Source organism: Pseudomonas sp. UBA5706 (assembly GCF_002419965.1).
Classification (GTDB): Bacteria; Pseudomonadota; Gammaproteobacteria; order Pseudomonadales; family Pseudomonadaceae; genus Aquipseudomonas.
This window is the reverse complement of sequence record NZ_DIHC01000016.1, coordinates 169,900-196,456: the sequence shown is the minus strand read 5'-3', so window position 1 is coordinate 196,456 and position 26,557 is coordinate 169,900. Positions and strand designations below refer to the sequence as shown.

The following is a 26,557-nucleotide window of genomic DNA, read 5'->3' as shown; positions in this document are numbered from 1 at the left end:
CTCCCTGTCGAAACCTGTTCGTCGAACATCTGCGAGGCCACGCGAGCCCATGAGGCTCACCGCTCCGACCCTGAGCAACCCTTGGACGCCCACTCGCATTGCAAGGTTCAGAGGCAACAGAATAAGCCGCTATCGCTGACCCGCGAAGTATTTTCTGGCATTCTGCGCGCCCTTTCCCCTACGCCTAGCCCTTGCTCATGCCAATTTTCTGTACACAACTTTTAAATAAATTGTGCTTAGTTGTGGCCACATGTTGTACAGTCGAAAAACCTGACCTTGCAGACAGCTTTTGTATACAGGCCGGTGTAATGTCAATCGCAAAGCCCATGACCGAATAACAACAATTGGCAGGCTAACCATGACCACCCCGCAAAGCGTTTCCCCATCGCGCCCGCTCGCGAAAAATACCGATCTGATCTACGGGCTGAACGACCGCCCGCACTTCACCGCCGCTCTCTTTGCCGCGTTGCAGCACGTTCTGGCCAGCTTCGTCGGCATCATTACGCCGACCCTCATCGTTGGCAGCGTGCTGGGCCTCGACAGCGAGGTGCCCTACCTGATCAGCATGGCGCTGTTCGTCTCAGGCCTGGGTACTTTTGTCCAGGCCAAGCGTTTTGGCCCCATCGGCTCGGGGTTGCTGTGCCTGCAAGGCACCAGCTTTTCCTTCCTCAGCGTGATCCTCAGCGCCGGTTTCCTGGTAAAAAGCCGCGGCGGCGGCACCGATGAAATCCTCTCGACCATCTTCGGGGTGTGCTTTTGCGCAGCCTTTGTCGAGGTGGTCTTGAGCCAATTCATCGGCAAGCTGCGCAAGTTGATCACTCCGGTGGTCACGGGCACCATCATCACCTTGATGGGCCTGTCGCTGCTCAAGGTGGCGATGACCGACATGGCCGGCGGATTCGGCGCGCCAGACTTGGGGTCGGCAGCCAATCTTGGGCTGGCTGCGCTGGTGCTGGTTACGATTGTCGTCCTCAATCGTTTCAACATCCCGCTGCTGCGTCTGAGCGCAATCATCATCGGGCTGACCCTGGGCTTCCTGGTGGCCTGGTACATGGGTCGGGTGGATTTCGCGCACATGCCGCAGGTGCCGGTAATGAGCATCCCGGTACCGTTCAAGTACGGCTTCTCGTTCGATCTGCTGGCATTCATTCCGATTGCTGTGATCTTCCTGGTTTCGCCCCTGGAAGCGGCCGGCGACCTGACCGCAAACTCGATGATCTCCCAGCAGCCGGTCAGTGGGCCGGTGTACATCCGCCGAATCAGGTCCGGTCTGCTGGCAGACGGACTCAATTCGGCGATCGCCGCGACCTTCAACAGCTTGCCGATGGTGACCTTCGCCCAGAACAACGGGGTGATTCAACTGACTGGCGTGGCGAGTCGCTTTGTGGCGTTCTTCATTGCCGGGATTCTGGTGCTGCTGGGGCTGTTTCCAATCATCGGCGCCGTGTTGCAACTGATGCCCAAGCCGGTGCTGGGCGGCGCTACGCTGATCATGTTCGGCACGGTGGCGGTGGCCGGAATCAAGATTCTTTCCGAGGCCGGGCTGCATCGACGCAACATGCTGATCGTGGCGATCTCCCTGGGCATGGGCCTGGGCGTGGCTGCCGTGCCGGAAGTGCTGCGCGAGCTGCCCAAGGCGCTGCACAACATTTTCGAATCGCCGATCACGGTCGGCGCGTTCTGCGCGATTTTGCTCAATATCTTCCTGCCCGAGGAGGCCATGGAAACCGAGGCAGAGGTCAGCGAATTCGACCCGGAAGCCTCAACCGTCAAGGTGTTGCAGGATCCAGCGTAAGGCCCCGCGACAGAACCTCTCTTCAGCCACGTGGTCGCACAGTTGAATCGTCAGGTTTACCAGGCGGGGGCCTTCTCCCGCCTGCCCTGGCAACCGGAGCACCATGATGCCGTTACGCCCGATTCGCTACCTGCTCGCATGCCTGTTCATTTTGGCGTTGAGCGCCTGCGCGCTGTTGCCCAACCGCGACCCGCTGAATATCAATGTGGTAGGCATCGAGCCGTTGCCAGGCCAGGACCTGGAGATCCGCCTCGCCGTCAAGCTGCGGCTGCAGAACCCCAACGATACGGACATTCCTTATGACGGCGTGGCGCTGAACCTGGACGTCAACGGCAAGCTTCTGGCCTCCGGGGTCAGCGATCAGAAGGGCACGATCAACCGATTTTCCGAAGGCGTGCTGATGGTGCCGGTCACCGTTTCAGCCTTCGCCGCGCTGCGTCAGGCAGTAGGGCTGACAGAGGCGCAAAGCCTGGACAATCTGCCCTATGAACTGCACGGCAAGCTTGCTGGGGGCCTGTTTGGCACCATGCGCTTTTCCGACAGTGGCACCCTGAGCCTGCCGCAACCGGTCAGCGGCAACTGGTAACTGCCCGCCCTGTCCGGCTGCAAGCCGGCAGCGAGCAACCCTCAGACGCTGGTCGCGAAGCGGTACTGACCCTTGCCCCGACGCTTGGCGTCATACATTGCCGAATCGGCAGCGCGCATCAGCTCCTCCACGTCAACTCCATCGTTTGGCAGGCACGCGATGCCCACACTTGCCCCTAGCCGAAAGCTGGCCTGATCGGCAGACACCTGCGCGATCAGCTTGTCGGCTACGGCCGCGGCATCGTCGGTGCCATCGACGCCTTCGATGATGACCGTGAACTCGTCACCGCCAATTCGCGCCAGACGGTCGTAGGGTCTAAGGCACGCCTGCAACTGGCCGCTGACCCAACGCAACGCCTCGTCGCCCCGCTCATGACCGAACTGGTCGTTGATCTGCTTGAAGCCATCCAGGTCAAGGTACAACAACGCGCTCATCCGCCCGGTACGCTGATTACGCGAGATCGCCGCCTGCAAGGCCTGCACGAAACCACGCCGGTTGAGCAACCCGGTGAGTGCATCGGTGATGGTCATGACTTCGAGTTTTTGATGCAGCTCCCGCACCGCGGACATGTCCAGCGCCAGCAGCGTCATGGCATCGCACGCTGCAGACAGCGGCGAGCAGGACAAGGCCACCGGGATGCTGCGACCCTCGCGACCGCGCAGATTGGCATCATGAAGACGCAGACTCTCGCCCCTCTGCAAATGCTCCAGCCATACCGAGGATTGCCAATCGTCTTCATGAGGCACCTCGACCCAGTCGAGCAACATGGCACCGTGCAGCTCGTCGCCGGAACAGCCAAGCATGCGGGTGATGGCCGGATTGGCGAACTGGATGCGACCGTCGCTGCCCACCACGAGAATACCCTCGGCGGTGTTTTGCAGTATCGAAGCGTTGAACGAGCGCTCGCGCTCCAGTTGCTCACTGGTTCGTATCAGCCCGCGCCGGTAGTGATCGTGCTCGAGCAGCGCACGTGCTTTATGCAGCAGCATCGTCGGGTGCACCGGCTTGGTCATGAAGTCCACTGCGCCGGCGGTGTACCCCTGGTTCAACACCGCGTCGGTCTGACGCATGCCCGAGATAAAAATGATTGGCGTGAATCGCGTCGAAGGATCGGCACGCATTCGCCGCGCGATTTCAAAACCATCCATGCCGGGCATCTGCACATCCATCAACACCAGGCCGATGTTGCCGGTCGTCATGCACGCCAGTGCCTTGGCCCCCGAGTCAGCGCAATGAATGGTTCTGCCGAGTTCTTCGAGCAACTCCTGCATTTCCATCAGGTTTTCTTCTTCGTCATCCACGACCAGGATTTGCAGCCCTTCGTCTTGCACTTGCAACGTACACCTCCATGTATTCAACACCCGCACCACAGCGAGCCCCGTGCCGGTCGCTTCGGACAGGCATCGCATCAGCATAGCCGTGGCTGACGGGCGGTGGGCGTCTTTCATTAAGGTCAGTGCTGCCAGCGTTTGTGCGTTGCAGCGCAGCCTGCTGATCAACGCTGCGCGAGCCTGCCCTGCGGCAATGCCAAAGGGTTGTCGATCACACAGTTCACCAAGGCGCAGGAAATGCGCTACGGCAAAAACCCGCACCCGAGCGCGGGGTTCTACGTTGAAACGACACCTGCCGATGCGGGCATGCCCGGGGCACAAGCCGCTGGCGCTTTTGAACGGTCATTGGTGCCTGATGTCGAAGCGGCCTGGGGCACAGCTTTTCAAGGCATTGAGGCTCTTACATACTTACCCTTTATTGCCCATCGGACACCGGTCCTTATGACCCAGCAAGCCCGCGCGGATAATCTGCTATTTCTTCACGGTGGTGAGCTTGGCGAGCTGATACGTCGCCACGACTGGACTGCCAGCGGCCTGGGCCACCCCGAGACGTGGCCGCAAAGCCTGAAGACAGTTACCGCCATGCTGCTGGCTTCCCCCGTCCCCATCGTACTGCTGTGGGGTGAACAGGGCATCATGATCTACAACGATGCCTATTCCGGCTTTGCAGGCGACCGCCATCCCCTGTTGTTGGGCTCGGAGGTGCGCAAGGGCTGGGCGGAAGTCGCGGATTTCAACGACAACGTCATGCGCATGGGCTTGGCCGGAAAGACCCTGGCCTACAAGGATCAGGAACTGACCCTGCATCGCCGTGGGCGCCCCGAGCAGGTCTGGATGGACCTGGATTATTCCCCTGTCCCCGATGAAAGCGGCAACCCCGCTGGCGTAATCGCCATTGTCGTGGAAACGACCGAACGTGTGCTGGCTGCGCGCAACCTGTTGCACAGCGAGCAGCGTTTCAGGGCGCTGGTCAACGCCACTGCCGACGTGACGTACCGGCTATCGCCTGACTGGAGCTTCCTGCGCCAGCCTGACGACCTGGGCATGCTCGAACCACCATCGCACTCTCAAAACAGTTGGCTGCAGACCTACATCCAGCCGGCCGATCAGCCTGAAATCAGGCAAGCCATCGAACGGGCCATCGTGGACAAGGCCAGTTTGAGCCTGGAGCATCCCATGATACGCGCCGATGGCAGCGCTGGCTGGGCCTTGTCCCGGGCCGTGCCTCTATTCGGCGAGCGCGGCGAGATCGTCGAATGGTTTGGCACGTCAACGGACATCAGCGCCCGCCGCGAGGCAGAAGAGACGCTGCGGGCCAACGAACGCCGCCTGAATTTCCTGGACGCACTGGGCAAGCAAACCGCCCGCAGCACCGATGCCGATGTAATCATGGCGATCACTACGCAAATGTTGGGCGAGCACCTGCAGGTCGCAGTCTGCGCCTATGCGGACATGGACCCGGACCAGGACGGTTTCACCATTCGCGGCGACTGGCACGGCGCCGAATTATCGAGCAGCGTAGGCCACTACAGCCTGGCCAGCTTCGGTGCACTGACGCTGAAGAAACTTCACGCAGGCTTGCCCCTGATTCTCGAAGACAATGCCGCGCAGCTGGATCCCGAAGCAGCGCAGACGTTCCTGGATATGGGGCTGGCCGCTACGATCTGCATGCCGCTGGTCAAGGATGGTCTGCTGACCGCTTTGATGGCGATTCATGATCGAATCCCTCGCCGCTGGACCGCGCACGAAATGTCCTTGCTGGCAGAAGTCACCGAGCGCTCCTGGGCACACATCGAGCGCGTGCGCGCCGAGGCCAGGCGCAGGGAAAGCGAAGAGCGCTTTCGTCTGGATCTGGAGGCACGAGTGATTGAGCGCACCGAGGCCCTGCGCCAGAGCGAGGCCAATATCCGGCGCACCGAACAGGCGCTGCAGCAGGCGCAGAAAATGGAGGCGCTGGGTAATCTAACGGGCGGTATCGCCCATGACTTCAACAACCTGCTGATGGCCATCCTGGGCAGCCTTGACCTGTTGCGTCGGCGCATGCCGGCCGAGCCGCAGTTGTTGCGGCTGGTCGATAACGCCAGGACTGGCGCAGAACGTGGCGCCACGCTGATCGCGCGCATGCTGGCGTTCGCCCGCCGACAGGAACTGCGCACCGAGGCCGTCGAATTGGGTGAACTGGTGGCCGGCATGAGTGAATTGCTGCAGCGTTCTCTCGGCCCGACGATCGAATTGCAGATCACCCCCGCGCCCATGCCCGCCTGGGTGCGCACGGAGCCCAATCAGTTGGAAGCCGCTTTGCTCAATCTTGCGGTTAACGCGCGCGATTCGATGGCAGGCCAGGGCCATATCAAGATCCAGACGAAATTGCGCAGCGTTGCCCCGTCAGACACCCGGCTTGCGCCTGGCGACTACTGGTGCCTGTGCGTGACAGACACGGGCGAAGGCATGGACGAAGCAACCCTCAAGCGAGCGACCGAACCCTTTTTCACTACCAAAGGCGTCGGCCAGGGTACAGGCCTGGGGCTGTCGATGGTCCACGGTCTGCTTGAGCAATGCGCGGGAACCCTGCAGTTGCACAGCGGCGTGGGTATCGGCACCACTGCCGAAATGTGGCTGCCAATGACCACAGCGCCCAAAGCGATGAGCGAAGACGACAGCGACAAACCAGCGCAAGGCGCGAGTCATCAAACGGCGTTGAATATCCTCACCGTGGACGACGATGAATTGGTGCTGAACAGCACCGCAGAAATGCTTGAGGACATGGGCCACCGCGTGCGCACCGCAAGCTCTGCGCGCGAGGCGCTGGACTGGCTGGAACAGCAGCGATTCGACCTGATGATCACCGATCACGCGATGCCGCACATGACCGGCGCGCAACTGATTACCAGCGTTAGGCAGCGCTTTCCCGGAATGCCGCTGATCATGGTGTCAGGGTACGCCGAGGGAGTGCCGGGACAGACCGTCGACGTCCCCTGCCTGACCAAACCCTTCTCTCACGCCCAGCTCGTCGGGATGGTGAACGAAGTGGCTGCGGTGTCGAATCGGTGAGAGGCGCAAGCGTTGGCAGGTGCTGCTTGATGATGCGGCGGTAGGCACGCAGCTGTCACAAGACCTGCGGCAGTGGGAAATCCAGGGAGTAAGTGCACTCACTACACCCCGCAAGATGGGGTGCAACTCGACGCCATGGCCGTTGCTCTCCCCCACCATTTGCACCGGAATCCGCCGCGAACCGGGTGCCGTCAACCGCGGGCTGCAGCCACCAGGCGGTTGACCTCTGCGCGCACCATGTTGGCGTACTCCGGCGGAGACATGGCATCAAGCTCCGCGCGCACCCACTCTGACCATTTGCCCTTTCGTTTGGCACGCTCGCCCATCAGTCGGGCGGCTTCGCCCTTGGCCTTGCCCAGGTTGCTCTGCCACAGCTCGAACAGACGGGATTTCTCGTCCTCGATCACGGCACGCTCAGCGAGGGTCTTGTTGGCCAGATTGAAACTCATGACGTTACCTCTGTATGCAAAAACGTAATGCTGAAGCTGCAGCCGGATACCGGCTCGCACGCCGCAGCATCTTACACCGGACGCCCCCAATGACCGACCACAGTCGTCACACTTTTTGCCCCCGCTGCAAATACGCTGCAACTTTTCCCGGTCCTTGCGACTCCATTGGTCATTGCCATCATCAACTGAAAGGAACATCCCATGGCTCGTAAACCTGCTGCCCAAAACGCCGCCGAACAGATTCAGGATCAAGCATTCAGCGAATTGGCGGCCCTTATCGAAGAGTCCGACAAACTGCTCAAGGACAGCGCATCGCTTGTCGGCGAAGAGGCAGAAACCGTGCGTCAACAGCTGAGTCAGAAGCTCAAGCAAGCTGTCGAATCACTGGGCAGCGTGCGGGAGAAAACCAAGCCGGCCGTGGAAGCGACAGAAAGCTACATCGGCGGTCATCCATGGCAGACCGTAGCGGCCTCGGCAGGCTTCGGTCTGGTGGTAGGCCTGTTGCTGGGTCGTCGTTGATTCGTCACAAATGCGCGTTAACCATCGGTTAACGCCCCTGCTGCGGCAGCTCGACCAACCGGCGTATGCCTCATCAAGGCAACCACGTCGATAATTGAGCTGCTGCAGCGACCTAAGCAATTCCCGCACCCTCTAGAAACCATTTCAAGCACGACGTATAGCGTCGAAGCGTGCTTACAGTTGCCGCTGTGGCACCACGCTCTGCAGCAACTTGCCGAAGTAATCCGCTGTAAACGCCAAGGGCTCGGCGTCCTTGACCCCCACCGTTTTCCTCAACATCCAGTCACCGCTGCCTGCTTCCCGTTGCAGGGTGTATTTCTCCTGCCCGTGCAGACTTAACCCGCTCACCGAAATGCTCACCTGCCCCTTCGTTCCCATGGCATCGGGCACGAACGCGACGGTGTGAGTGCTCAGGTAGAAGCTCATGCGGCGGGTTCTGAAGGGTGAGTTTTCATCAGGGTAGCCCTTGCTCTGGGCCAGGTGCGGCTCGTAGTCGAACGAGGTCTGAGCTGCGTCGACCAGAGGCTTGAGCCACGTCTCAACCTGCTGGTAGAGGGCTTCGATGCTGGCATTCCATTGCGCCAGGTCATCGTGGAAACGCTGGTGCTTCTGCTCTTCATAGCGCTGATTGGCGATGAGCAACTCGCTCAGGCGTTGAATTTCGTCCATAGCGGCGATTCCTGGTTCACGCGCCCGAGTATTCGAGCACGTGAGGCCAAGGGTGGCACAGCCACGACGGGGTGTCGCCTTACATCGTCAGCGCACAGTCAGGACCTCGGCGCGATGACTTGCAGCTGGGACAGGCGATGGCCCTTGGTCAATGCCGCATCAATGTCGGCCTTGGCTTTTTCGGCGCTGTCCTGGGAATCGAACGGTCCAATCATGACGACTTCCGAGCCGTCGACTTTGACCACGTAAGAGGGGTAATGGTGTTCGACCAACCAGTAGGTCATGTCGCTCAGGGCTTCTTTCAAATGAACACGAATGGTCCATTGGGCAGACGCCGGAGTCGGCGCTTCTGCGACTGAATCGGCAGTCGGAACCTTCGCGGGCGTTGCCGGTTTGCCGCCATCGCAGCCTGCCAGCATCAATACCGCCACCATCATTGCCATCTTGCGCACGTGTGTTGCTCCTCGTCTGAAGTGGCGAGAGTCTACCACCGCGCATCGCTGCGAGTTGTAACCCCGCCAGCCAGTCGCCGACGGCGCCCGCCGGCAGGCCTCGCTCGCGGGCCAGACCTGCGACGATGCGACGCGGTAGCGCGCCATTTCAGGCGCCCTCGCCCAGCTCCCGCATCGGCCTATACGACGCCGACTTGGCCTCGAACCCCACCCCGAGATATCCCGCAAGCCGACGTAACCGTTCTCGACGCGAGCGCCGTCGACCCAGTCGCCGAACGGCTGAAACACGCTTGGGTACAATTCGTTACCGGTGAGGCAGTGGCAAACTGCTGCGGGCGCACGGGAGACGTTGGGACATTCCCGTTGAAATCCGCCTGTTCAGGCCGGGGACTGGCGTTGAGTGATGTTTACCGCTGACGTTTGGGCAACCCCGGCCGCAGGCGACTAAGGGCCTCGGCGGCAGCCCTGACAACACTTGAATGACTTTGCGGGCGAGCACCCTCGTTTTTTCGCCGGTTCATGTCAGTTTGGCGGGCGCTGCGCGAGTGGGCGCGCTACAATCGCCGTCGTCGCGGTGACACAAACGGCAACGACTCGCTCGGCTCTTTGCCTGATCATGCGGCTGGAAAAGTGCTTTCATTCCCACGTTTCCCCATTCTCTCTTATCCAGCACCGAACCAGATGATGGCATTGTGGTCAATCTCTCAGTCGAACTCATCAATGTGCCGCTCATGACTCTGTGTAAAACGAATTCGTATCGCGCCGACGTAGCTGCTTTCGCGATCCGCCCGTTGCGCCCGCTGCCCCTTGAAGCCAAATTATCGTGACCACATCCACCTCTACCCCGGCGCCAGCGCCGCGCACCTCGACGGCGCTGTGCGATCCGGCACAGTGGATCATCTGCGAGCACTGCGATTCGCTTTACCAGGCCCAGCCTCTGGACAAGGGTGAGACTGCCTATTGCCTGCGCTGCGCCGCCGTGCTCGATCGCGGGGAGCGCATGACCATCGATCAGATGCTGGCACTGAGCATTGCTGCAGGCATCATGTTCATCTTCGCCAATGTGTTTCCGGTGATCAGCATCAGCATGAAGGGCCTGCACAATCAGGTGACGCTTTGGGGGTCGGTGCAAGCGCTGGCGCAAGGGCAGATAACCCTGATTGCACTGGTGGCCGGCCTTGCAATCATCCTTGCGCCGGCACTGCAGATCGCCTTGCTGTTCTGGGTCCTGGTCCACGCTCGACGCAACGAAATAGCACCGGGTTTCAAGGTCTGCATGCGCACCCTCGAGCACCTTCGCCCCTGGAGCATGTTGGAGGTTTGCCTGCTGGGGGTGCTGGTAGCGATCATCAAGCTGGGCGGGATGCTCGATGTCCATCCCGGCGTCGGCCTCTGGGCCATGGCCATGCTGATGGTGCTGATCGTCCTGATCGCGGGTAAGGATATCCGGCGGCTGTGGGACGATCTGGGCGTGGAGGCTGAATGAACGGCATCCCCTTCGCTTACGAACGCAAGGTTACCCTCTGCCATATCTGCAGCTATATCTGCGCGCAGGACGCCCACGAATGCCCACGCTGCGACGCCGCAGTGCATCGACGCAAGCCCAATAGCCTGACGCGCACGTGGGCGTTCTTGATCGCCGGGCTGATTTTCTATATTCCGGCCAACCTGCTCCCTGTGATGTTCACTACGCTGCTGGGTAGCGCCAGCGAAAACACCATCATGAGCGGCGTGATCGAGTTTGCCGAAAGCGGCTCCTGGGACATCGCGATTCTGATCTTCATTGCCAGCGTGTTGGTGCCCTGCATCAAATTCCTGGTACTGACAATGCTCCTGGTAACCTGCCAGCGCCGCAGCCGGTGGGCGATGCGCGAGCGTTCACGGCTTTATCGTTTTATCGAGTTAATCGGTTATTGGTCGATGCTCGACGTGCTAGTGGTGGCCCTGGTGGCGGCATTGGTCCAGTTCCGCGGCCTAAGCACCATCGAGCCACGGCTGGGCATCCTGTTCTTTGGTTTGGTGGTGGTGATGACGATGCTTGCCGCCATGAGTTTCGATCCCCGGTTGATCTGGGACGCAGAGGTTGAAGATGTCCGATAACGCCCTACCCCCCTCCGCACCGGAGCCTGCAAGACCGCAGGTCAAAGCGCGCAAGCTTCGCATTTCGCTGGTCTGGCTGGTCCCTATCATTGCCGGTGTGATTGGCCTGTCGATGGTCATCCATGACTTTCTCAACGTCGGTCCCAAGGTGGTGGTCAGTTTCCTGACCGCCGAAGGGCTGGAAGCGAAGAAGACCCAGGTCAAATACAAAAACGTAGTGATCGGTACGGTGACCGACATCTCGCTGAGCGATGATCGCACCCACGTGCTGGCGACCGTCGAGCTGAACCAGTCGGCCGCTCCCTTCACTCGGGCGGATTCGCAGTATTGGGTGGTGCGCCCGCGCATCGGCGCCCATGGGGTTTCCGGGGTCGATACGTTATTGTCGGGGGCTTTCATTGGCGCCGATGCTGGCAGCTCGGAAAAAACCGAAAAGAACTTCAAGGGCCTGGAGAATCCGCCGGCGGTGACCTTCGGCGAAAAGGGCAAGCGCTTCATGCTGCACACCGACGACCTCGGGTCGCTGGATATTGGCTCGCCGATCTATTTTCGGCGCATCCAGGTCGGTCAGGTCGTGGCCTACGAACTGGCCAAGGATGGCAAGGGCGTGGACGTTGAAATCTTCATCGGTTCCCCTAACGATCAGTACGTGCTGACTGACTCGCGCTTCTGGAACGCCAGCGGCGTTGACGTGAGCCTCGGCGCCTCGGGGCTGAAAGTCTCGACTCAGTCGCTGACATCGATCGTTTCCGGCGGCATCGCCTTTCGCGAACCTAAATACAGCCGGGACGCCAAACCTGCCGAGCCTAATGCCGAGTTCAAGCTGTTCGAGGACCAGACGACCGCTCTGGCACCGCCCGATGGTGACCCGAAATACATCCGCATGCGCTTCAACCAGTCTCTGCGCGGCCTTGTGGTTAATGCCCCGGTGGACTTTCTGGGCGTGAATATTGGCCGTGTCGTGTCGGTGGATCTGGACTATGACGCAGCGACCGGCACCTTCCCGGGCGTGGTCGGCGCGGTGATCTACCCGCAGCGTCTGGGTGCAGCCAACGACAAGCTCAAGGAGCAGGCTGGCGGTGGTGATGCCGAGGAGCAGACGTCACGGATCCTTGGCCGCTTTGTCGAACGCGGGCTGCGCGCTCAGATACGCACCGGAAACCTGTTGACCGGGCAGCTGTATGTAGCCATGGATTTCGACCCCAAAGCGCCAAAAGTCGCCTATGACCCAAAATCCCGCCCTTTGAACATCCCGACGACAGGCGGCAGCTTCGACAAGTTGCAGGAGCAGCTTCAGGCCTTCGTCGACAAACTTGGGAAGATCCCGATCGACGAGCTGGCCAAGAACCTCAATGGCAGTCTGGTCGAACTGCAGAAGACCATGAAGAACGTCAACGGGCAGGTACTGCCGCAGATGACCGGCACCTTGCAGCAGGCGCAGAAAACCCTGGGCGCTGCCAACGAGACACTTTCCGACGATTCGCCCGCGCGTCAGCAGTTGGGTCAGGCATTGGGTGAAGTGCAACGCACCGCGCGTTCGGTTCGCGTACTGACCGACTTCCTCAGCCGCCACCCCGAGTCACTGATTCGCGGCCGTGCAGGCGACGCAGCGCCCGGCTCGTACAAAGGTTCGTCCTCTTCCCGTGAAATAGCTCCGGAGCCTGTGCAATGACTGTGCGTACTCATTTACTGGCCTTAGCCTGCGCGTTGAGCCTGGGCGCGTGTTCGTCAACGCCGACGCATTACTACACGCTGATCGCGCCGGCGACTCAGCCTGCTGCGAATGTCGCCCAGGCACCGTTCCAGTTCGAGATGCAGCCGGTGCTGATGGCGGTGCAGGTGGACCAACCGCCCCTGGTCGTGCGCCAAGGCGATGGGAGCCTGGCCATCCTGGAGAACGAGCGCTGGGGCGCGCCGTTGGGCGATGAGTTTCACGATGCGCTGACCGGTGAACTGGAGCGACGCTTCGGCACCCGCGATCTGGCGGGGCTGCCGAAGCAAAGCGACCGCCCGGTGCTTTCGATCCGAACGGATGTGCGGCGATTTGAATCGGTGCTTGGCCGCTACGCGTTAATCGACGTGGTTTGGAACCTCAGCCTGCGCAGTACGACCAAAGGCAGCAAACGCGAAACAATCACCTGCAGCAGCGTGATTCGTCAGCCAGCAGGGATAGGCATGGAAAGCCTGGTGGTCGCACACCAGAAGGCCGTATCGACGCTGGCGGACGCCATTGCCAGAACGGCTGGTGCATGGGCGCGGCAAACCAACCTGCCCTGCCCGTCCTGAAGAAATCCTGCCCGGGACGTCGCCTCGCGGCGTCCCTGCCCCCCGCATTCAGAGAAAACGGCCAAAGCTGATCACAGGATGCCGATCGGCCCGAAACAACTTGCAATATCCATTCATACGGCCGCCTAATAATAAAATCGATCCAGCCGATTGGATTAGTTTCCACTGGGTCTGGAATTGACTATCGTTATTGCACCAAATTGCGTCGCACCGCTGCGAAGCGAGCGAGCGATAATCTGCGGAAAATTACTTGCACGAAGTGGCAGCGTATGTATGTGTGGGTCGTCCGCTGATTTGTCCATGTCCACAAGAGGCACTATTGGAGGAACATATGATAGGGATTGGGCAAAGACTGCGGGAAGAGCGTAATCGACTGAAACTCTCCCAAAGCGCGCTGGGTTCCATCGGTGGGGTGGAAACCAATGCGCAGGGGAATTATGAAAGCGGGCTACGCTCCCCTAAAGCCGATTATCTGTTACGCATTAGCGAAGCAGGTGTCGATATCAACTACGTCTTAACGGGAATCCACCTGCATGAAGCGGGTAGGTCGGGTGCTCGTGTACTGGAACCTGACCCGGCCAAAGAGGAGCATTTGGATAAAGTGACTCACCAGTTGCACCGCAATCTTCACGGACTCATCGACGCGCTGTACCAGATGGCCCTGATGATCGAACTGCGTGCCAGCGGCACCAGCGATGACACGGTCAAACGGGAATTGGAAACCATCAGAACCGAAACCCAGGAACTGGCCCAAGCGTCGGTTCGCCTGATCTTCACCACCTCAAAGCTGAGTTAGACCACCTTCCCCCATGGTTTAGGGCCGATAGCGGTAAGAGAGCATGATCCGCAGTCACGACCGCGCTTTACGGCCCCAACGTAAGGATGCCCCGCCCCTTCGACCCACCCGCCCACTCGGCCTGCTGCACAGGATCGCGCAAGCGGGAAGCACCACTAGCGCCGTTTCAACCGGTCAATGATCACCGCCAGCAACAGGATCGTGCCGCGAATGACGTATTGATAGAAGGTGTCGATGTTTTTCAGGTTCATGGCATTTTCGATGATCGCCAGAATCAGCACGCCAGCGATGACGTGACGAATCATGCCAATACCGCCGCTTAGTGATACGCCACCCAGTACGCAGGCGGATATCACTGTCAGCTCGAAACCCTGGCCGATCATCGGCTGGCCCGACGTCATGCGCGATGCCAGTACCACTCCCGCCAGAGCGCCGATCAGGCCGTGCACGGCAAAGATGATGATCTTGGTGCGGTCAACATGTACGCCTGCCAGCAGCGCCGCTTCCTGGTTACCCCCGATTGCCAGCGAATTGCGGCCATAGGTGGTGTAGTTGAGCAGCCAGCCGAAGAACACGAAACACACGACGGTGATCAGGATCGGCACCGGGACCCCGAACAGTTGGCCGTTGCCAAACACGAAGAACGCCTCGTCGCCGACCCCCACGGCCTTACCGCTGGAAAAGATGTACGCCAGTCCCCGAACGATCTGCATCGTTGCCAGCGTTGTAATCAATGCATTGATCCGCAGTTTGGCGATGACGATGCCATTGATCAGCCCTACCAGAAGGCCCATAGCCAACGCCGCGCAAACACCGAGAAATACACTGTCGGTATCGCGAATGACGATGGCCGCGATCACCCCGGAGCAGGCCAGGACCGAACCCACGGAAAGGTCAAAATGCCCGGACGCCAGACAGAACAGCATGGTGCAGGCCGCAATGCCAACCGTGGAGATCGCCAGCCCAAGGCCGCGCATGTTCAGGGGTGACATGAAATTGTCGATAAGCAAGGCACAGAGCACGAAAATGCCAAGTGCGGCCAGGAGCATGGCCCAATCGTCGAAAAATCGACGCACATTCATGCCCTGACGGGGAGCCGTCAGGCTGGTTTCGGTAGACATACGCACCTCGTTTTTATTTTTCACTGGGTGACCCGTTATCATCCGCGCGTGCGCGGCAATGCCAACTGCAGCAATCGTTGTTCATTGGCCTCTTCGCGAGAGAGCTCGCCGGTGATGGCACCCTCGCTCATGACCAGAATGCGGTCGGAAATCCCCATCACCTCCATCAGGTCGCTGGACACCACGATCACTGCGATACCGTCGGCAGCGAGGTTGTGGATGATCTGGTAGATCTCGGACTTGGCGCCGATATCGATGCCACGAGTCGGTTCGTCGAGCAGCAAGACCTTCATCGGCATCGACAACCAGCGGCCCAGAATGGCCTTCTGCTGATTACCCCCGGAAAGAAACAGCATCTGCTGCTCGGGCGAAGGCGTCTTGACGTTCATCGCGCGGATCTGGTGGTTAGCGTTGTCGCGCTCCCAGCGACCTTGTATCAGGCAGCCCAAGTGCACATGCCGGGGGCGCGCGCCGATGTTGATGTTCTCGGCGACGCTGGACAGCGGCACGATGCCTTCCTTTTTGCGATCTTCAGGGCACAGCAGGACACCAGCAGAAATCGCATCCCGTGGCGAACGCAGATTCAGCGGTTTGCCATCGAGCTGCAGCGTGCCTGCCTGGCTGCGGGTCAAACCCGACAAAAGACGAAACAGCTCGGTACGACCGGCGCCGACCAACCCGAAAAATCCCAACACCTCGCCTTTCTCGACCGCGAAACTCACCGGTTCCTGAAGGCCGGGCCCCAGCAGCCCGGTCACGCGCAGGCTTGGACCCTGATGCTGCCGGGGTCGATAATTGTAGATGTCCTGGATGTCGCGCCCGACCATGCAAGTGACCAGACGATCATGGTCGAGGTCGGCCATGTCGTCGAAGGTGCGAACGAAGCGACCGTCCTTGAACACGGTCACCGCATCGCAAACGCGAAAGATCTCTTCCATGCGGTGGGACACATAAAGGATCACCCGCCCCTCGTCTCGCAGCTTGACGATAATCTCCATCAGACGATCGATTTCCCGAGCCGAGAGGCTGCTGGTCGGCTCGTCGAACGCGATGACGTGGGCATTGCGGGACATGGCCTTGGCGATTTCCACCAGTTGCCGCTGGCCCAGTGACAGATCGCCCAGACGGGTATTGGGGTCGATTTCGTCTGCCAGCCCCTTGAGCAGATCGCGGGCACGGCGGACCATGGCGCGCCGATTGACCATCCCGAAGCGATTGGGCATGTGGCCGAGCAGCAGGTTTTCCGCCACTGACATTTCCGGCACCAGATGCAGCTCCTGGTGAATCACGGCGACACCTGCGGCGATGCTGTCGGCGGTGGATCTGAACGCCAAATGCTGATCGCCGATTTGCAGGTCGCCACTGTTGGGCTGATACGAACCGCCAAGCACTTTGAGCAGCGTCGATTTGCCCGCGCCGTTCTCGCCCATCAATGCATGTACGCTGCCTGGCCGAGCTTGGAAAGTAATGTCCGACAGCGCCTTCACACCGGGAAAGGTCTTGCCGATCCCGTTGAAGCGCAGGCTGCCGCCGGACAGCTGTTGCTGAATCGATGCCTGTTGCATGAACCACCTCCTCCTCGCCCCACCCGAACGGTGTGGAGCGAGGCCCTTGCTGATGCCAGTCTGGCCGATCAGGTCTGGCCAGACTGGCCCGATGTGCGCCGTGGCTTACTTGTACAGACCGATCTTGGTCAGCACGTCCTTGAAGTTGGCGCGAGTGATCAGGGTCACGTCGTCCATCGCGGTGTACTTCGGTGGTTCCTTGCCGTCCTTGACCCACTCGTACATTTGCAGGGCGGTGTTGTAACCCTCTTTGTCGGGGCTTGGCAGCATCGAACCGAAGAAGCCGCTTTCCTTTTTCTTCAGTTCGTCGATGGCGTCGGTGCCGTTGATACCGATGCCGATCACATTAGCCGGAGCAAAACCGGCGCCTGCGGTCGCGCGCACGCCGCCGAGCACGGTGTTGTCGTTCATGCCGCCAACGATCAGATTTTTCGCGCCACTTGGCAGTTTAGGCAAGGCCGCGTTGGTGGCGTCCATGCTGCCCGGCACGTCGAGGGTTTTCTGCGGGGTAAACAGGATGTGGTCTTCCGGCAGACCGGCTTTCTTGAGCGCATCGACCGAACCGTCGGTGCGTTTCTTGCCGGTGTCCAGTTCGTTGTAGGTGTTAATGATCGCGTAGGTTTCCTTCCAGTCCCACTTGCGATTCTGCGCTTCGGTCGCCATCGCGGCGCCCTGCTTCTGGCCGACTTCAAAGGCGGCCATACCCAGGTACGGTACGTCCTCCATAAATTTGCCCTTGGCATCGACGAAGCGGTCATCCACCGCCATGACCTTCATGTCATTGGCCTTGGCTTTGGCAACGATCGAGGGGCCAAGCGACACATCAGGTGGGCAAATGACGAAACCCTTGGCGCCATTGGCCGCCAGGCTGTCGATAGCGGAGAGGGTTTTTTCACCGTCGGGGACCGCGATCTTGATCACTTCGAAACCGTGTTCCTTACCGGCTTTTTCAGCGAAGGCCCACTCGGTCTGAAACCAGGGCTCCTCGGCTTGCTTGACGAGGAAGCCGATCTTGACCTGATCGGCAGCCAATACGGCGCTACTCATACCGACAATGGCGGTGGCAACGGCGGCACAGCACAGGGATCGAATCCCATGGCGACTCAACATAGCTAACTCCTTATTTTTATTGACTAGCTACAGCGTCCAGCAGTGAGTGTCGAAGCAGCGCGGGTGACGGACCACCACAGGCTGAGCGACTGAAAATATTCATATCATATTATCAATGAACCCTATGTAACCGAGTGTCACACCTCCTGACCTGGCCTTTGCCAGGGGTCTGACCCTACGCATTTCTCACCCGGCAAAACGCTGCGAGTTCAGGCCCGTGATCCCGGTTTCCATCTGCAATACGGCGCCGTCGAGAGCCAAGGCGTCGCTGGCGGGCCTGGCGCTGGTGATGAACAGGGTGGTCATGTCCGGGCCGCCGAATACACAGCTGGTGGGATGGCTGAGCGGCAGGTCGATGACCCGGTCGACGCCACCATCGGGAGCAAAGCGGATGATGCAGTGGCCACCCCAACGGGCATTCCACACGTAACCTTGGGCGTCCATTGCCGAGCCGTCGGGCGTACCGCGCTCATGCCGGGCCGCCCAGACATCGCGCGCCCCAAGCGCCCCATGAGCGTGGATCGGGTATCGATAGATAACCCCGTCGAGGCTGTCGGCCGTTAGCAATGCACGGCCGTCGTCGGTCCATAGCAGCGTATTGACGATGCCCTGTTCACTGAGCAATGGCGTGGCCTGGCCCTGGGCATCGACCCGGAACAAGCCGCCCGAACGGCGCTCCAACGGCAGGTCGCCGCCTTCGGCATCCAGGTTGTTCTGCATACTCCCCAGCCACAGCCGGCCGGCGTCATCGCAACGGGCTTCGTTCGCGCGGTTGCCCGCAACGGGATCGGCCACACACAGCAGCGAAAGCGCAGGCTCTTCGGCGGCAGAGTCCAGATCCAGGCGATAAACGCCACTGGCCAGGGTCACCAGGGCATCGCCCTGAGTAGTAGGAATAAAGGCCGATACCGGCTCTTTGAGTTGCCAATGGCGCACCTGCCCCTGATGCAGGCAAAGGGCGCGGAATGCAGCGATGTCCACCCAGTAAAGGCCTTGATGAACATCATCCCAGAATGGCCCTTCGGCCAATTTGAATCGCAGGTCACAGACCGGCTGCCATTTCATCGCAAGTTCCTGTTTTTATTTTTTGTACGGGTTTATGTCGCGAGTACCTGTCGCTGCGGATGCCTGACCGTTTACTGCTGGACCCGCGAGCGAGAAATCACCTCTGCGGCATTTTCGATCAGGCTCATGCAAGCCCAAACGCCCCGCGCTGCATCGCGGGTCGCAACGGCATCGGCCAGGTCCTTGTGCAACGGCAGCGTCCTGCCCAGCTCGCCTGGCACCGCCGATGACACCTCGAAGGAAATCGCCAATAACGCGCCCAACGCCGGCAGCATCTGCTCGATGAACTGGTTGTGACTGGCCGCCAGCACCGCCTCATGAAAACGCTGGTCGGCGTCGTTGTAATCGCCCTTGTTCGCCACGCACGCGGCCAGTTGCTCATAGGCCGCCTGGATCTCGGCAATCTGCTCGGGACTGGCCCTTTCGCAGGCCCATCGCACTGCCATGGGCTCAATGGCGCGACGCAAATCCAGCAGGTCCACGACGAAGCTCTCAGGCAACCCTTTGGCCGCCAACCAGCCGACCACCTGAGGGTCGAACAGATTCCAACTGCGCACCGGCAACACACGAGTGCCAACCTTTGGCCCGACTTCCAGCAGACCCTTGGCTACCAAGGTCTTGATAGCCTCGCGAATGACGGTGCGACTAACACCGAACTCCTCGCCCAATGCTGCTTCTACCTTCAGTGATTGCCCGGGCGCAACAGTGCCTTGAGCAATCCAGGCGCCAAGCCGGTCTACTGTCGACGCGTGAAAACTATTGCTCATCCGTCCGCCCCTTCCTGCAGTGTTCTGCGCGGGTCCGAGGCTAATCATCATACGATTGAGTGTCAAACCGACTGTACAACCTGCAAATGCTGGGCTAAACCTGTTCGGCACGTGGCCCAGGCGGCAGCCTTGTTAAATAGTATTACAATTAATAAATAAATCGAATTATTTTAGGTTGGAAAGGCAAAAATTCGGCGAAATGAAGGCTATTAGTCATACCAGTATCCGCTCGAATCTCGCCGATGATCTGCCAATCGGTCTCATACAGCTTGAACGTATCCCGTACCTCAAAACAACAACAGGAACACCGCCAATGAGAAAGACACTGATCCCCGCCCTCGGACTGACTTTACTGGCCGCTGCCCTTCAGGCGCAGGCAGGCACCGGACTTACCAGCGAGCATGCTGCCTTCGGCAAGCTGGCGGACGGCACGACGGTCGAGAAGTACGTTTTACGCAACAGCCTGGGCATGCAGGCTACGGTGATCACTTACGGCGGCACGCTGCAGTCGCTACTGGTGCCTGATAAGCATGGCAAGACCGAAGACGTGGTGTTGGGTTTCGACGACCTGAACGGCTACCTGAACGGAACCGACTACTTTGGCGCCACTATTGGCCGCTTCGGCAATCGCCTCGCCGATGGAAAGTTCAGCCTCGACGGCAAGCAGTATCAAGTCCCGCTGAACGACAAGAGCAATGCGCTGCACGGTGGCACGAAAGGCTTCGATAAACAGATATGGAAAGCCGAGCAGATCAAGAATAAGGGATGGGTCGGGGTGAAACTAAGCTACGTTTCAGCCGACGGCGAGATGGGTTTTCCCGGCACCCTGAAGACAGAAGTGACGTACAGCCTGAATGAAAAGAACGAACTGCGCATTGAGTACCATGCAACCACCGATCAGCCGACGGTACTCAACCTGACCAACCACAGCTATTTCAACCTTGCAGGTGCGGGAAATGGCGACATACTCGATCAGGTGGCCATCGTTCACGCCAGCCGCTACACCCCGATCACCGATAAGCTGATCCCGACCGGTGAAATGGCGCAGGTGGCGGGCACTCCCTTCGACTTCCTCAAGCCTGTCGCCTTCGGCCAGCGCATCCGTGAGGATAATCAACAGTTGAAACATGCCGAACCCACCCAAGGTGGCTATGACCACAATTGGGTGCTGGATACCGCAGGCAAGGTGTCGAACGTGGCAGCCGATGTGGTCGATCCCAAATCCGGACGCCGTCTGCAACTGTTTACCACCGAGCCTGGGGTCCAGCTGTACACCGGCAACTTCCTGGACGGAAGGGTCAAGGGCAAGGCAGGAAAGATCTACCCGCACTGGGGCGCGTTCACGCTCGAAACCCAGCATTATCCTGACTCGCCGAACCAGAAGGGCTTTCCATCGACGCGGCTGGATCCAGGCAAGGCATACACCCAAACCACGATTTTCAAGTTTTCGGGTAAATAGCCTGCGTTTCGAACTCACTGCATTGTGAGTTTACGAGGTTGACGGGTCAGTCAGTTGTCTGACCCGGCACTTACTTGCCTTTCGCAGCACTGGATCGAGGTGAGAACATTACCCACCGCTTCCTCGCCCACATACTCGAACGAAAGGATTTCGACCTTTAATCCATCCGTTCGATAATCTCTGTAAGCTTTTAACCCCCCGTCTGTACCACTTCCAGCCATTTGGCCGTGAATGCGTTAATCCGAGTGAATTTTCCCGTCGGCGGCGACTCAACGAACTGTGAGCGACTGATAGGGAGGTTTCAGAGAGTGGCACAGTACAAGCATTTCAGAATCGATTATCTGCTGCATGGCAAATACAAAAGCTTCTATATCAGTGCCGAGAATATGGATAACGCTTCCGCTTGGCATTGGGCTTCCGTTGACGCTGGATTTGGGCAGATACCCAAATACCGTTCGGACAAAGTGCCGAAAGTTAGTAAACCCAAGGCCGAGCAGCTTGGGTTGACGGACGTGGAATGGGCGCAGTCCTGAGCTGCTAAGCGCGCGCGCGACGCGCGCGCTACCCCGTCGATGCTCAGCTGACGACGGGAGAGCCCGGCTCCCCGAAGTTTTCGGTTGTCACCAGATTCGTACAAGTGTTTACCAGGCAGCAGCGAAAGCTCAATTTGCTGTTTTCAAGCTTCGTTGCCTCAACAATTTCGAACACTCGCCTACCGGCCGTTGCTCGACTATTGATTCAAGCCGCTACTGCACACCGCCCGCCCTCCAGAATGCTTGCCCGCCGCCGTTACGGTCAGCGGTGATGGCACATCCCCTGCAATCCTCAGTCCACGCTCGGGCCAATCCTGAGCGTTCTGACTTTTGTACGTCGACACTAACCCCACCCGGATCGACCCCCATTGAGACATCGCAATGACCCTGCCCCGCTTTTTTCGCCACAGCCTCGCTTCGCTTGCTCTGCTCACACCCTTCGCCCACGCCGCTACACCCGTCACGCTGGTAATCGGCGATCAGAATTACTACAACGTCCGCGCGTCGGTGGAGGCTAGCGGTGCACTCAAGGATGCCCCCTATTCCGTTGAGTGGAAGCACTTCCAGTCGGCTGCCCCCGTTGCAGAAGGGCTGGAGGCTGGCGCGCTGGATCTGGGCTTTCTGGGAGACTCGGGCTTCATCTTCCTCGCCGCCAAAGGTGCACCGGTCAAGCTCATCGGCGTGTCGCGCCAAAACCCGGACACCATCGCGCTGCTGGTACCCAAGGATTCACCCGCGAAAACCATCCAGGACCTCAAAGGCAAAAAAGTCGCCTACTGGCCCGGCGCCTGGAGCCAGCAGCTGACGCTGCGCGCCCTGGATAAAGCCGGATTGCCGAGAGACTATGTCGAGTTCGTCAAATTGATGCCGATCGACGCAGCCGCCGCCCTGCCCCAAGGGAGCATCGACGCCTTCCCGGTGTGGGAACCGTACATCTCGCAACAGCAGGTATTTTCCGGCGCCCGGCCGATCATCACTGCCCGCGGGCTGATGCCGGGCCTGTCGAGCATCGCCGCCAGTGCCCATGCTATCGAGCCGAAGCGGGCGGCCATTGCCGACTTCCTCGGTCGCCTGCAGAAAGCCCGAGCCTGGGTGCAGGCCAATAAGCAGGCGTATGCCGATGTGTGGGCAAAAAAGGCCAATCTGGATCACGCAGTCTCACGCCACTGGATCGGCCAGGCCGACATGAGTGTAGGACCCGTGGATGCCGATGCAGCTAAGGATTACCAGGACACTGCCGATTTTCTCGTACAGACCGGTGCCCTGCCCAAGAGATTTGATACGCAGAGCGTGATCGATACCTCGTTCAGCACGGCTTTCCAGTGAAGGGTTTGCTGACAATCAACGTGTTGCATCGGCGCCATTGAATCAACTGATCATTAAACGACCATTGCAAGTAAGCCCTTGCATTTAAGGGCTTACAGCCAGTTATCCACAGAGATATTCACGCTTTCCGTGGACAACTTTTTGAACAAAATGGCGTTGACTTTCAGGGACTTCCGAGACTAGCCGCCCAATCCGCCCACCGTTTGAAATCGTGTGGGCAGGACGATCCTCCACGGCTCATACAGGCTCGAAATCTGCAGTGCATTGTGGCAAGAATAGGGGATTTCTCGCCCCCCTCCTTTCTCGACGACTCCGTTCGGCCTGCCTAGCGTGCCGAATAGGCTCGCCAGCACTGCGCGCTGCGCTCTATCTCCTGATCCAGCGCAGCGCGTTCACTCCTGTTCGTGGGTGCAGTGCTGGGGGTGAGATGAGGCAAGACAGGCTCTATGGCGATTTCACCTGCAAAGCCGCCATCGACGAGAATGTCATGGTGGGCCCGGAAGTCGAGATGCCCGCTCCCGATACCACCACGTCCAGAGTCGGATATGTGGTAGATCGCCAATACGTCAAGGTTGTCACGCAACGCCTGGTTCGGATCAGGTTCGTCGATGTTCATGTGAAAGCTGTCCAGGATCAGGCTCATGTTGTTCCCACCGATCTGGCGCATAAGCTCCCTGCACTCACTGGCGGTATGTATGAGCGGCACTTCGTAGTGATTACACACCTCGTAAAGGGTTCTCACGCCGCATTGTTGTGCATAGCCATCGACGGCCTTGCAGCACCTTACAAGCCTTTCTCTGGCCGCGGTGCTGTCCGAACAATTGCGTGTCCAGAGTGAAAGGCCGTGCAGGGTCACCGGCACCGAACCCAGCTCGGCTGCAAAATCCACCACGTCGCGGTAGTAAGCGATGGCATCGGCTTCCGTTGCCGCCTTCGGCTCCGAAGGCGCGGCATTGATCGGGTCTACGGCGATAATCTTCAAGCCCGTCTGGGTGGCATGATGTTTGAGATCTGCCGCAGCAACGTCACGATGATCACCTGCATATTGAATCCCATCGAGACCGAGTTCGATTGCCTTGGATGTCACCTCGGCGGCAGCCGTCATACCCAATGTCCATGTGACCACACTGATGCCCATAACCCCCTCCAATTAACTCGTGTCTTGGCAAACGCTTGATTTAGAGCGCCCAAGGGTTCGAGGAAGTTGCGCCGCGAGGGTTCCATCGTTGATGCCTTCAGACGGCCACGCCCTTGGCCTGTTGCTCAAGATGCACCTGGAGCTGGGGGTCGATCTTGAGTGCAGCCGCCAGCTCATCCAGATAACTGCGCTCGGCAACCTGCTGATCATTGACCATGAGCACGCTGGCCAGGTACATCTCAGCGGCCACGCCGGGCTGTCCGTTGGCTGCCTGCGCAATGTCGGGAGCGCTCAGCGGCTTGGCCACCTCAGCGTTCAGCCATTGCTGCACTTGCGGATCATCGGCGTGTCGCGCTACCTCCTTGTTAATCATTTGCTGCTCCTGGTCATCGATGTGGCCGTCGGCCTTGGCGGCTGCAATCAGGGCGACCAGGATAGCGTGACTGTGATCGTCGGCCTCCGGGCCCATCAATTGATCAACGGTACGCGGCGGCTCTTGCGGAGCGCTGGCCTGCTGCCGCTGCCAAGCCTGGTAGGCCTGAAACGCCATCATGCCAAGCGACGCCAACATGGCGTAATTGTTACCACCGGGCTGGGTCTGCGTACCGCCACTCCTGCCCGCCAGGCCACCCCCGTTGAGCAGGCCACCCAACAAGCCGCCCAAACCGCCACCGGCGCCGTTGCCAGTTGAACCAGCGCCCAATAGCCCGCCAAGTAATCCTCCAAGGCCGCCCCGCCCCGACGCATCGCCATTGTTCTGCGTTGCCGCCCCTTGACTGGCACGCAAGAGTTTTTCCAGCAGATCGCTGGTATTCATAAGCTTTCCTCATCGAAGATAGGTGATTGGACAGAGTACACAATAGCTGTCGAGCAAGGCCGCAGCACGACCGCCTGGCCGACCAGCGTCCTGAAAAAAGCGTCGTTTGCCGAGCATCGAGTGAAAATCGGCGTGCTAGCATCCCGGACACACCTATAACTGAGGGCACATGAACATGCTGGGACAGCACACATTCGCTGCCTTCCTGTTCGACATGGACGGTACGCTGACTGACTCGATCGCCGCCGCAGAGAGGGTTTGGACCCGATGGGCGCAGAGCAAGGGGCTGAATGTCGAAGAGCTGCTGGCGAGCATTCATGGCGTGCGTTGCGTGGACACTATACGTCGGCTGAACCTGCCGGGCGTTGATCCCGAGCGCGAGGCAGAGCTGATCGCCCAGGCTGAAACCAACGATGTGGCAGGCGTAGTGTGCATCGAAGGCGCGGCGCGTTTTCTGGCGGCGCTGCCTGCCGATCGCTGGGCGGTGGTGACGTCTGCGCCAAGGCTGCTGGCCGAGCGCAGGATTCAGGCGGCAGGGCTGCCACTGCCCCGGATCATGGTGGCTGCCGAGGATGTCGAGCGCGGCAAACCGGCGCCTGACTGCTTCCTGCTGGCCGCCAGAAGGCTGGGCGTGAAGCCTGAGCAATGCTTGGTATTCGAGGACGCGCCGGCCGGGATCGCCGCCGCTGAAGCGGCTGGGGCGAAGGTCATGGTCATTACCGCGACCCACAAGCACTCCCTTGCGACCCCATACCCGAGTTTGAACAGCTATGACGCCTACGGCATTTCCATCAATGAACAGGGGCATCTGCTGCTGCGCGCTCGATGACAGACAACATCGATGCAAATGCCCTGGACCGCACATCGGTGCAACACTTAAGGGGCGTTCAACACCCGGGACAGTACTGCCCTGACTGTGTCGATACCATGATGTAGCGCCTGCTCGATCTCCGCCATGCTGATCACAGCCGCTCCGTTGCCCGCCGCCGGATTGACGACCAGCGCCAGGCAGGCATATTCCAGCTCGAGTTCGCGGGCCAGCGCAGCCTCCGGCATTGCGGTCATACCGACGATGTCGCAGCCATCGCGCTGTAGCCGGACGATCTCTGCGGCCGTTTCCAGACGTGGCCCTTGAGTACAGCCGTACACGCCGACATCACTGAACCGGCACCCTTCGGCCGTCAACGCAGCAATCAGTCGCGTGCGCAACGGGTGGCTGTACGGGTGGCTGAAATCGATGTGGGTCACTTGCTCCAGGTCGTCGGCAAAAAAGGTGTGCTCCCGGCCACTGGTGTAGTCCACCAGATCGTGAGGCACGCAGAAGTGGCCGGTCCCCATGTCAGGATGGATACCGCCTACCGCGTTCACTGCCAGAATCGCCTGTGCACCTGCCTGTTTCAACGCCCAGATGTTCGCCCGGTAGTTGATTTTGTGCGGTGGCAGCCGGTGCGGGTGCCCGTGGCGGGCAAGAAACATGACTTCGCGCCCGGCCAGTTCGCCGATCTGGATCTCGCCGGACGGTGCACCGTAGGGCGTGTTCACGGGTAAAGATTGGCGAATCGTCAGCCCTTCAAGGTGCGTCAGCCCGGTACCGCCGATAATCGCGTAGACAGTCATTGCAG

At 59.8% G+C, this 26,557-nt stretch carries 25 protein-coding genes and 1 pseudogene; 13 read left to right on the top strand and 13 right to left on the bottom strand.

Going from position 1 to position 26,557, the window contains the following annotated elements; genetic code table 11:
- Nucleotides 1–358: 358 nt before the first annotated feature.
- A complete protein-coding gene (locus tag B3I26_RS08945; protein WP_296257142.1) occupies nucleotides 359–1,795 on the top strand; it encodes a nucleobase:cation symporter-2 family protein in 1,437 nt (478 codons plus the stop codon).
- Nucleotides 1,796–1,901: 106 nt separating this feature from the next.
- Entirely contained in the window at nucleotides 1,902–2,381 is a 480-nt protein-coding gene (locus tag B3I26_RS08940) for an LEA type 2 family protein (RefSeq protein ID WP_296257482.1), read from the top strand.
- Between the two features lie 41 nt (nucleotides 2,382–2,422).
- Here the strand turns inward: B3I26_RS08940 and B3I26_RS08935 are convergent, their stop codons facing one another.
- Nucleotides 2,423–3,712: a GGDEF domain-containing response regulator gene (locus B3I26_RS08935; protein WP_296257481.1), complete on the bottom strand. Its 1,290-nt coding sequence runs from the start codon at nucleotides 3,710–3,712 to the stop codon at nucleotides 2,423–2,425.
- Nucleotides 3,713–4,153: 441 nt separating this feature from the next.
- Between B3I26_RS08935 and B3I26_RS08930 the strand changes: the two genes are divergently transcribed.
- Entirely contained in the window at nucleotides 4,154–6,763 is a 2,610-nt protein-coding gene (locus tag B3I26_RS08930; RefSeq protein WP_296257140.1) for a response regulator, read from the top strand.
- 191 nt (nucleotides 6,764–6,954) lie between these two features.
- On the opposite strand, the gene B3I26_RS08925 is transcribed toward B3I26_RS08930, so the two are convergent.
- Complete coding sequence (locus B3I26_RS08925) at nucleotides 6,955–7,212, bottom strand: hypothetical protein (protein ID WP_296257138.1); 258 nt, start codon at nucleotides 7,210–7,212, stop codon at nucleotides 6,955–6,957.
- 201 nt (nucleotides 7,213–7,413) lie between these two features.
- Between B3I26_RS08925 and B3I26_RS08920 the strand changes: the two genes are divergently transcribed.
- Nucleotides 7,414–7,731 (top strand): DUF883 family protein, encoded by a 318-nt coding sequence (locus tag B3I26_RS08920; protein WP_296257137.1) that lies wholly within the window; start codon nucleotides 7,414–7,416, stop codon nucleotides 7,729–7,731.
- A gap of 174 nt (nucleotides 7,732–7,905) precedes the next feature.
- On the opposite strand, the gene B3I26_RS08915 is transcribed toward B3I26_RS08920, so the two are convergent.
- The 3 genes and pseudogenes from B3I26_RS08915 to B3I26_RS28685 form a co-directional block, all read right to left on the bottom strand.
- A complete protein-coding gene (locus tag B3I26_RS08915; protein ID WP_296257135.1) occupies nucleotides 7,906–8,400 on the bottom strand; it encodes a hypothetical protein in 495 nt (164 codons plus the stop codon).
- A 98-nt stretch (nucleotides 8,401–8,498) separates the two neighbouring features.
- On the bottom strand, nucleotides 8,499–8,852 hold the full coding sequence (locus B3I26_RS08910) for an SPOR domain-containing protein (protein ID WP_296257133.1): 354 nt from the start codon (nucleotides 8,850–8,852) through the stop codon (nucleotides 8,499–8,501).
- Between the two features lie 148 nt (nucleotides 8,853–9,000).
- Nucleotides 9,001–9,167 (bottom strand): annotated as a pseudogene (locus tag B3I26_RS28685) (mandelate racemase); the annotation flags it as partial.
- A gap of 559 nt (nucleotides 9,168–9,726) precedes the next feature.
- On the opposite strand from B3I26_RS28685, the gene B3I26_RS08905 reads away from it, so the two are divergent.
- From B3I26_RS08905 to B3I26_RS08885, 5 genes are all read left to right on the top strand, one after another.
- Nucleotides 9,727–10,338 carry a paraquat-inducible protein A gene (locus B3I26_RS08905; RefSeq protein WP_296257480.1) on the top strand — a complete coding sequence of 204 codons (612 nt, stop codon included), beginning with the start codon at nucleotides 9,727–9,729 and terminating at the stop codon, nucleotides 10,336–10,338.
- Complete coding sequence (locus B3I26_RS08900; protein WP_296257131.1) at nucleotides 10,335–10,952, top strand: paraquat-inducible protein A; 618 nt, start codon at nucleotides 10,335–10,337, stop codon at nucleotides 10,950–10,952. Before B3I26_RS08905 ends, B3I26_RS08900 begins: the two co-directional genes overlap by 4 nt.
- On the top strand, nucleotides 10,942–12,624 hold the full coding sequence (locus tag B3I26_RS08895; protein ID WP_296257130.1) for an intermembrane transport protein PqiB: 1,683 nt from the start codon (nucleotides 10,942–10,944) through the stop codon (nucleotides 12,622–12,624). The genes B3I26_RS08900 and B3I26_RS08895 overlap by 11 nt, the downstream gene beginning before the upstream one ends.
- A complete protein-coding gene (locus B3I26_RS08890; protein WP_296257127.1) occupies nucleotides 12,621–13,238 on the top strand; it encodes a PqiC family protein in 618 nt (205 codons plus the stop codon). Before B3I26_RS08895 ends, B3I26_RS08890 begins: the two co-directional genes overlap by 4 nt.
- A gap of 331 nt (nucleotides 13,239–13,569) precedes the next feature.
- Nucleotides 13,570–14,034 (top strand): helix-turn-helix domain-containing protein, encoded by a 465-nt coding sequence (locus B3I26_RS08885; protein WP_296257479.1) that lies wholly within the window; start codon nucleotides 13,570–13,572, stop codon nucleotides 14,032–14,034.
- Nucleotides 14,035–14,189: 155 nt separating this feature from the next.
- Here the strand turns inward: B3I26_RS08885 and araH are convergent, their stop codons facing one another.
- The 5 genes from araH to B3I26_RS08860 form a co-directional block, all read right to left on the bottom strand.
- Entirely contained in the window at nucleotides 14,190–15,155 is a 966-nt protein-coding gene (gene araH, locus B3I26_RS08880) for an L-arabinose ABC transporter permease AraH (protein WP_296257125.1), read from the bottom strand.
- Between the two features lie 38 nt (nucleotides 15,156–15,193).
- Nucleotides 15,194–16,720: an L-arabinose ABC transporter ATP-binding protein AraG gene (gene araG / locus B3I26_RS08875; protein ID WP_296257123.1), complete on the bottom strand. Its 1,527-nt coding sequence runs from the start codon at nucleotides 16,718–16,720 to the stop codon at nucleotides 15,194–15,196.
- 105 nt (nucleotides 16,721–16,825) lie between these two features.
- Nucleotides 16,826–17,830, bottom strand: coding sequence for a substrate-binding domain-containing protein (locus B3I26_RS08870; RefSeq protein ID WP_296257120.1), 1,005 nt, complete (start codon nucleotides 17,828–17,830; stop codon nucleotides 16,826–16,828).
- Between the two features lie 186 nt (nucleotides 17,831–18,016).
- Nucleotides 18,017–18,895, bottom strand: a complete 879-nt coding sequence (locus B3I26_RS08865; protein WP_296257118.1) for an SMP-30/gluconolactonase/LRE family protein — start codon at nucleotides 18,893–18,895, stop codon at nucleotides 18,017–18,019.
- Between the two features lie 71 nt (nucleotides 18,896–18,966).
- Complete coding sequence (locus B3I26_RS08860; protein WP_296257115.1) at nucleotides 18,967–19,662, bottom strand: FadR/GntR family transcriptional regulator; 696 nt, start codon at nucleotides 19,660–19,662, stop codon at nucleotides 18,967–18,969.
- A gap of 313 nt (nucleotides 19,663–19,975) precedes the next feature.
- Between B3I26_RS08860 and B3I26_RS08855 the strand changes: the two genes are divergently transcribed.
- The 3 genes from B3I26_RS08855 to B3I26_RS08845 all read left to right on the top strand — a co-directional run bounded on the left by B3I26_RS08855 (nucleotide 19,976) and on the right by B3I26_RS08845 (nucleotide 22,980).
- Nucleotides 19,976–21,121 carry an aldose epimerase family protein gene (locus B3I26_RS08855; RefSeq protein WP_296257477.1) on the top strand — a complete coding sequence of 382 codons (1,146 nt, stop codon included), beginning with the start codon at nucleotides 19,976–19,978 and terminating at the stop codon, nucleotides 21,119–21,121.
- 308 nt (nucleotides 21,122–21,429) lie between these two features.
- Complete coding sequence (locus tag B3I26_RS08850) at nucleotides 21,430–21,654, top strand: DUF6555 family protein (protein ID WP_296257112.1); 225 nt, start codon at nucleotides 21,430–21,432, stop codon at nucleotides 21,652–21,654.
- 381 nt (nucleotides 21,655–22,035) lie between these two features.
- The gene (locus tag B3I26_RS08845) at nucleotides 22,036–22,980 is read left to right on the top strand and encodes an ABC transporter substrate-binding protein (RefSeq protein WP_296257110.1); all 945 of its coding nucleotides are present in this window, start codon (nucleotides 22,036–22,038) and stop codon (nucleotides 22,978–22,980) included.
- Nucleotides 22,981–23,305: 325 nt separating this feature from the next.
- Here B3I26_RS08845 and B3I26_RS08840 read toward each other — a convergent pair whose 3' ends face one another.
- Together B3I26_RS08840 and B3I26_RS08835 are read right to left on the bottom strand one after the other, a co-directional pair.
- Nucleotides 23,306–24,118 (bottom strand): sugar phosphate isomerase/epimerase family protein, encoded by an 813-nt coding sequence (locus B3I26_RS08840; protein WP_296257107.1) that lies wholly within the window; start codon nucleotides 24,116–24,118, stop codon nucleotides 23,306–23,308.
- A 97-nt stretch (nucleotides 24,119–24,215) separates the two neighbouring features.
- Nucleotides 24,216–24,935 (bottom strand): tellurite resistance TerB family protein, encoded by a 720-nt coding sequence (locus B3I26_RS08835; protein ID WP_296257105.1) that lies wholly within the window; start codon nucleotides 24,933–24,935, stop codon nucleotides 24,216–24,218.
- Between the two features lie 175 nt (nucleotides 24,936–25,110).
- On the opposite strand from B3I26_RS08835, the gene B3I26_RS08830 reads away from it, so the two are divergent.
- Nucleotides 25,111–25,764: an HAD-IA family hydrolase gene (locus B3I26_RS08830; RefSeq protein ID WP_296257476.1), complete on the top strand. Its 654-nt coding sequence runs from the start codon at nucleotides 25,111–25,113 to the stop codon at nucleotides 25,762–25,764.
- A 47-nt stretch (nucleotides 25,765–25,811) separates the two neighbouring features.
- Here the strand turns inward: B3I26_RS08830 and B3I26_RS08825 are convergent, their stop codons facing one another.
- Complete coding sequence (locus tag B3I26_RS08825) at nucleotides 25,812–26,552, bottom strand: S-methyl-5'-thioinosine phosphorylase (RefSeq protein WP_296257102.1); 741 nt, start codon at nucleotides 26,550–26,552, stop codon at nucleotides 25,812–25,814.
- Between the last annotated feature and the right edge of the window lie 5 nt (nucleotides 26,553–26,557).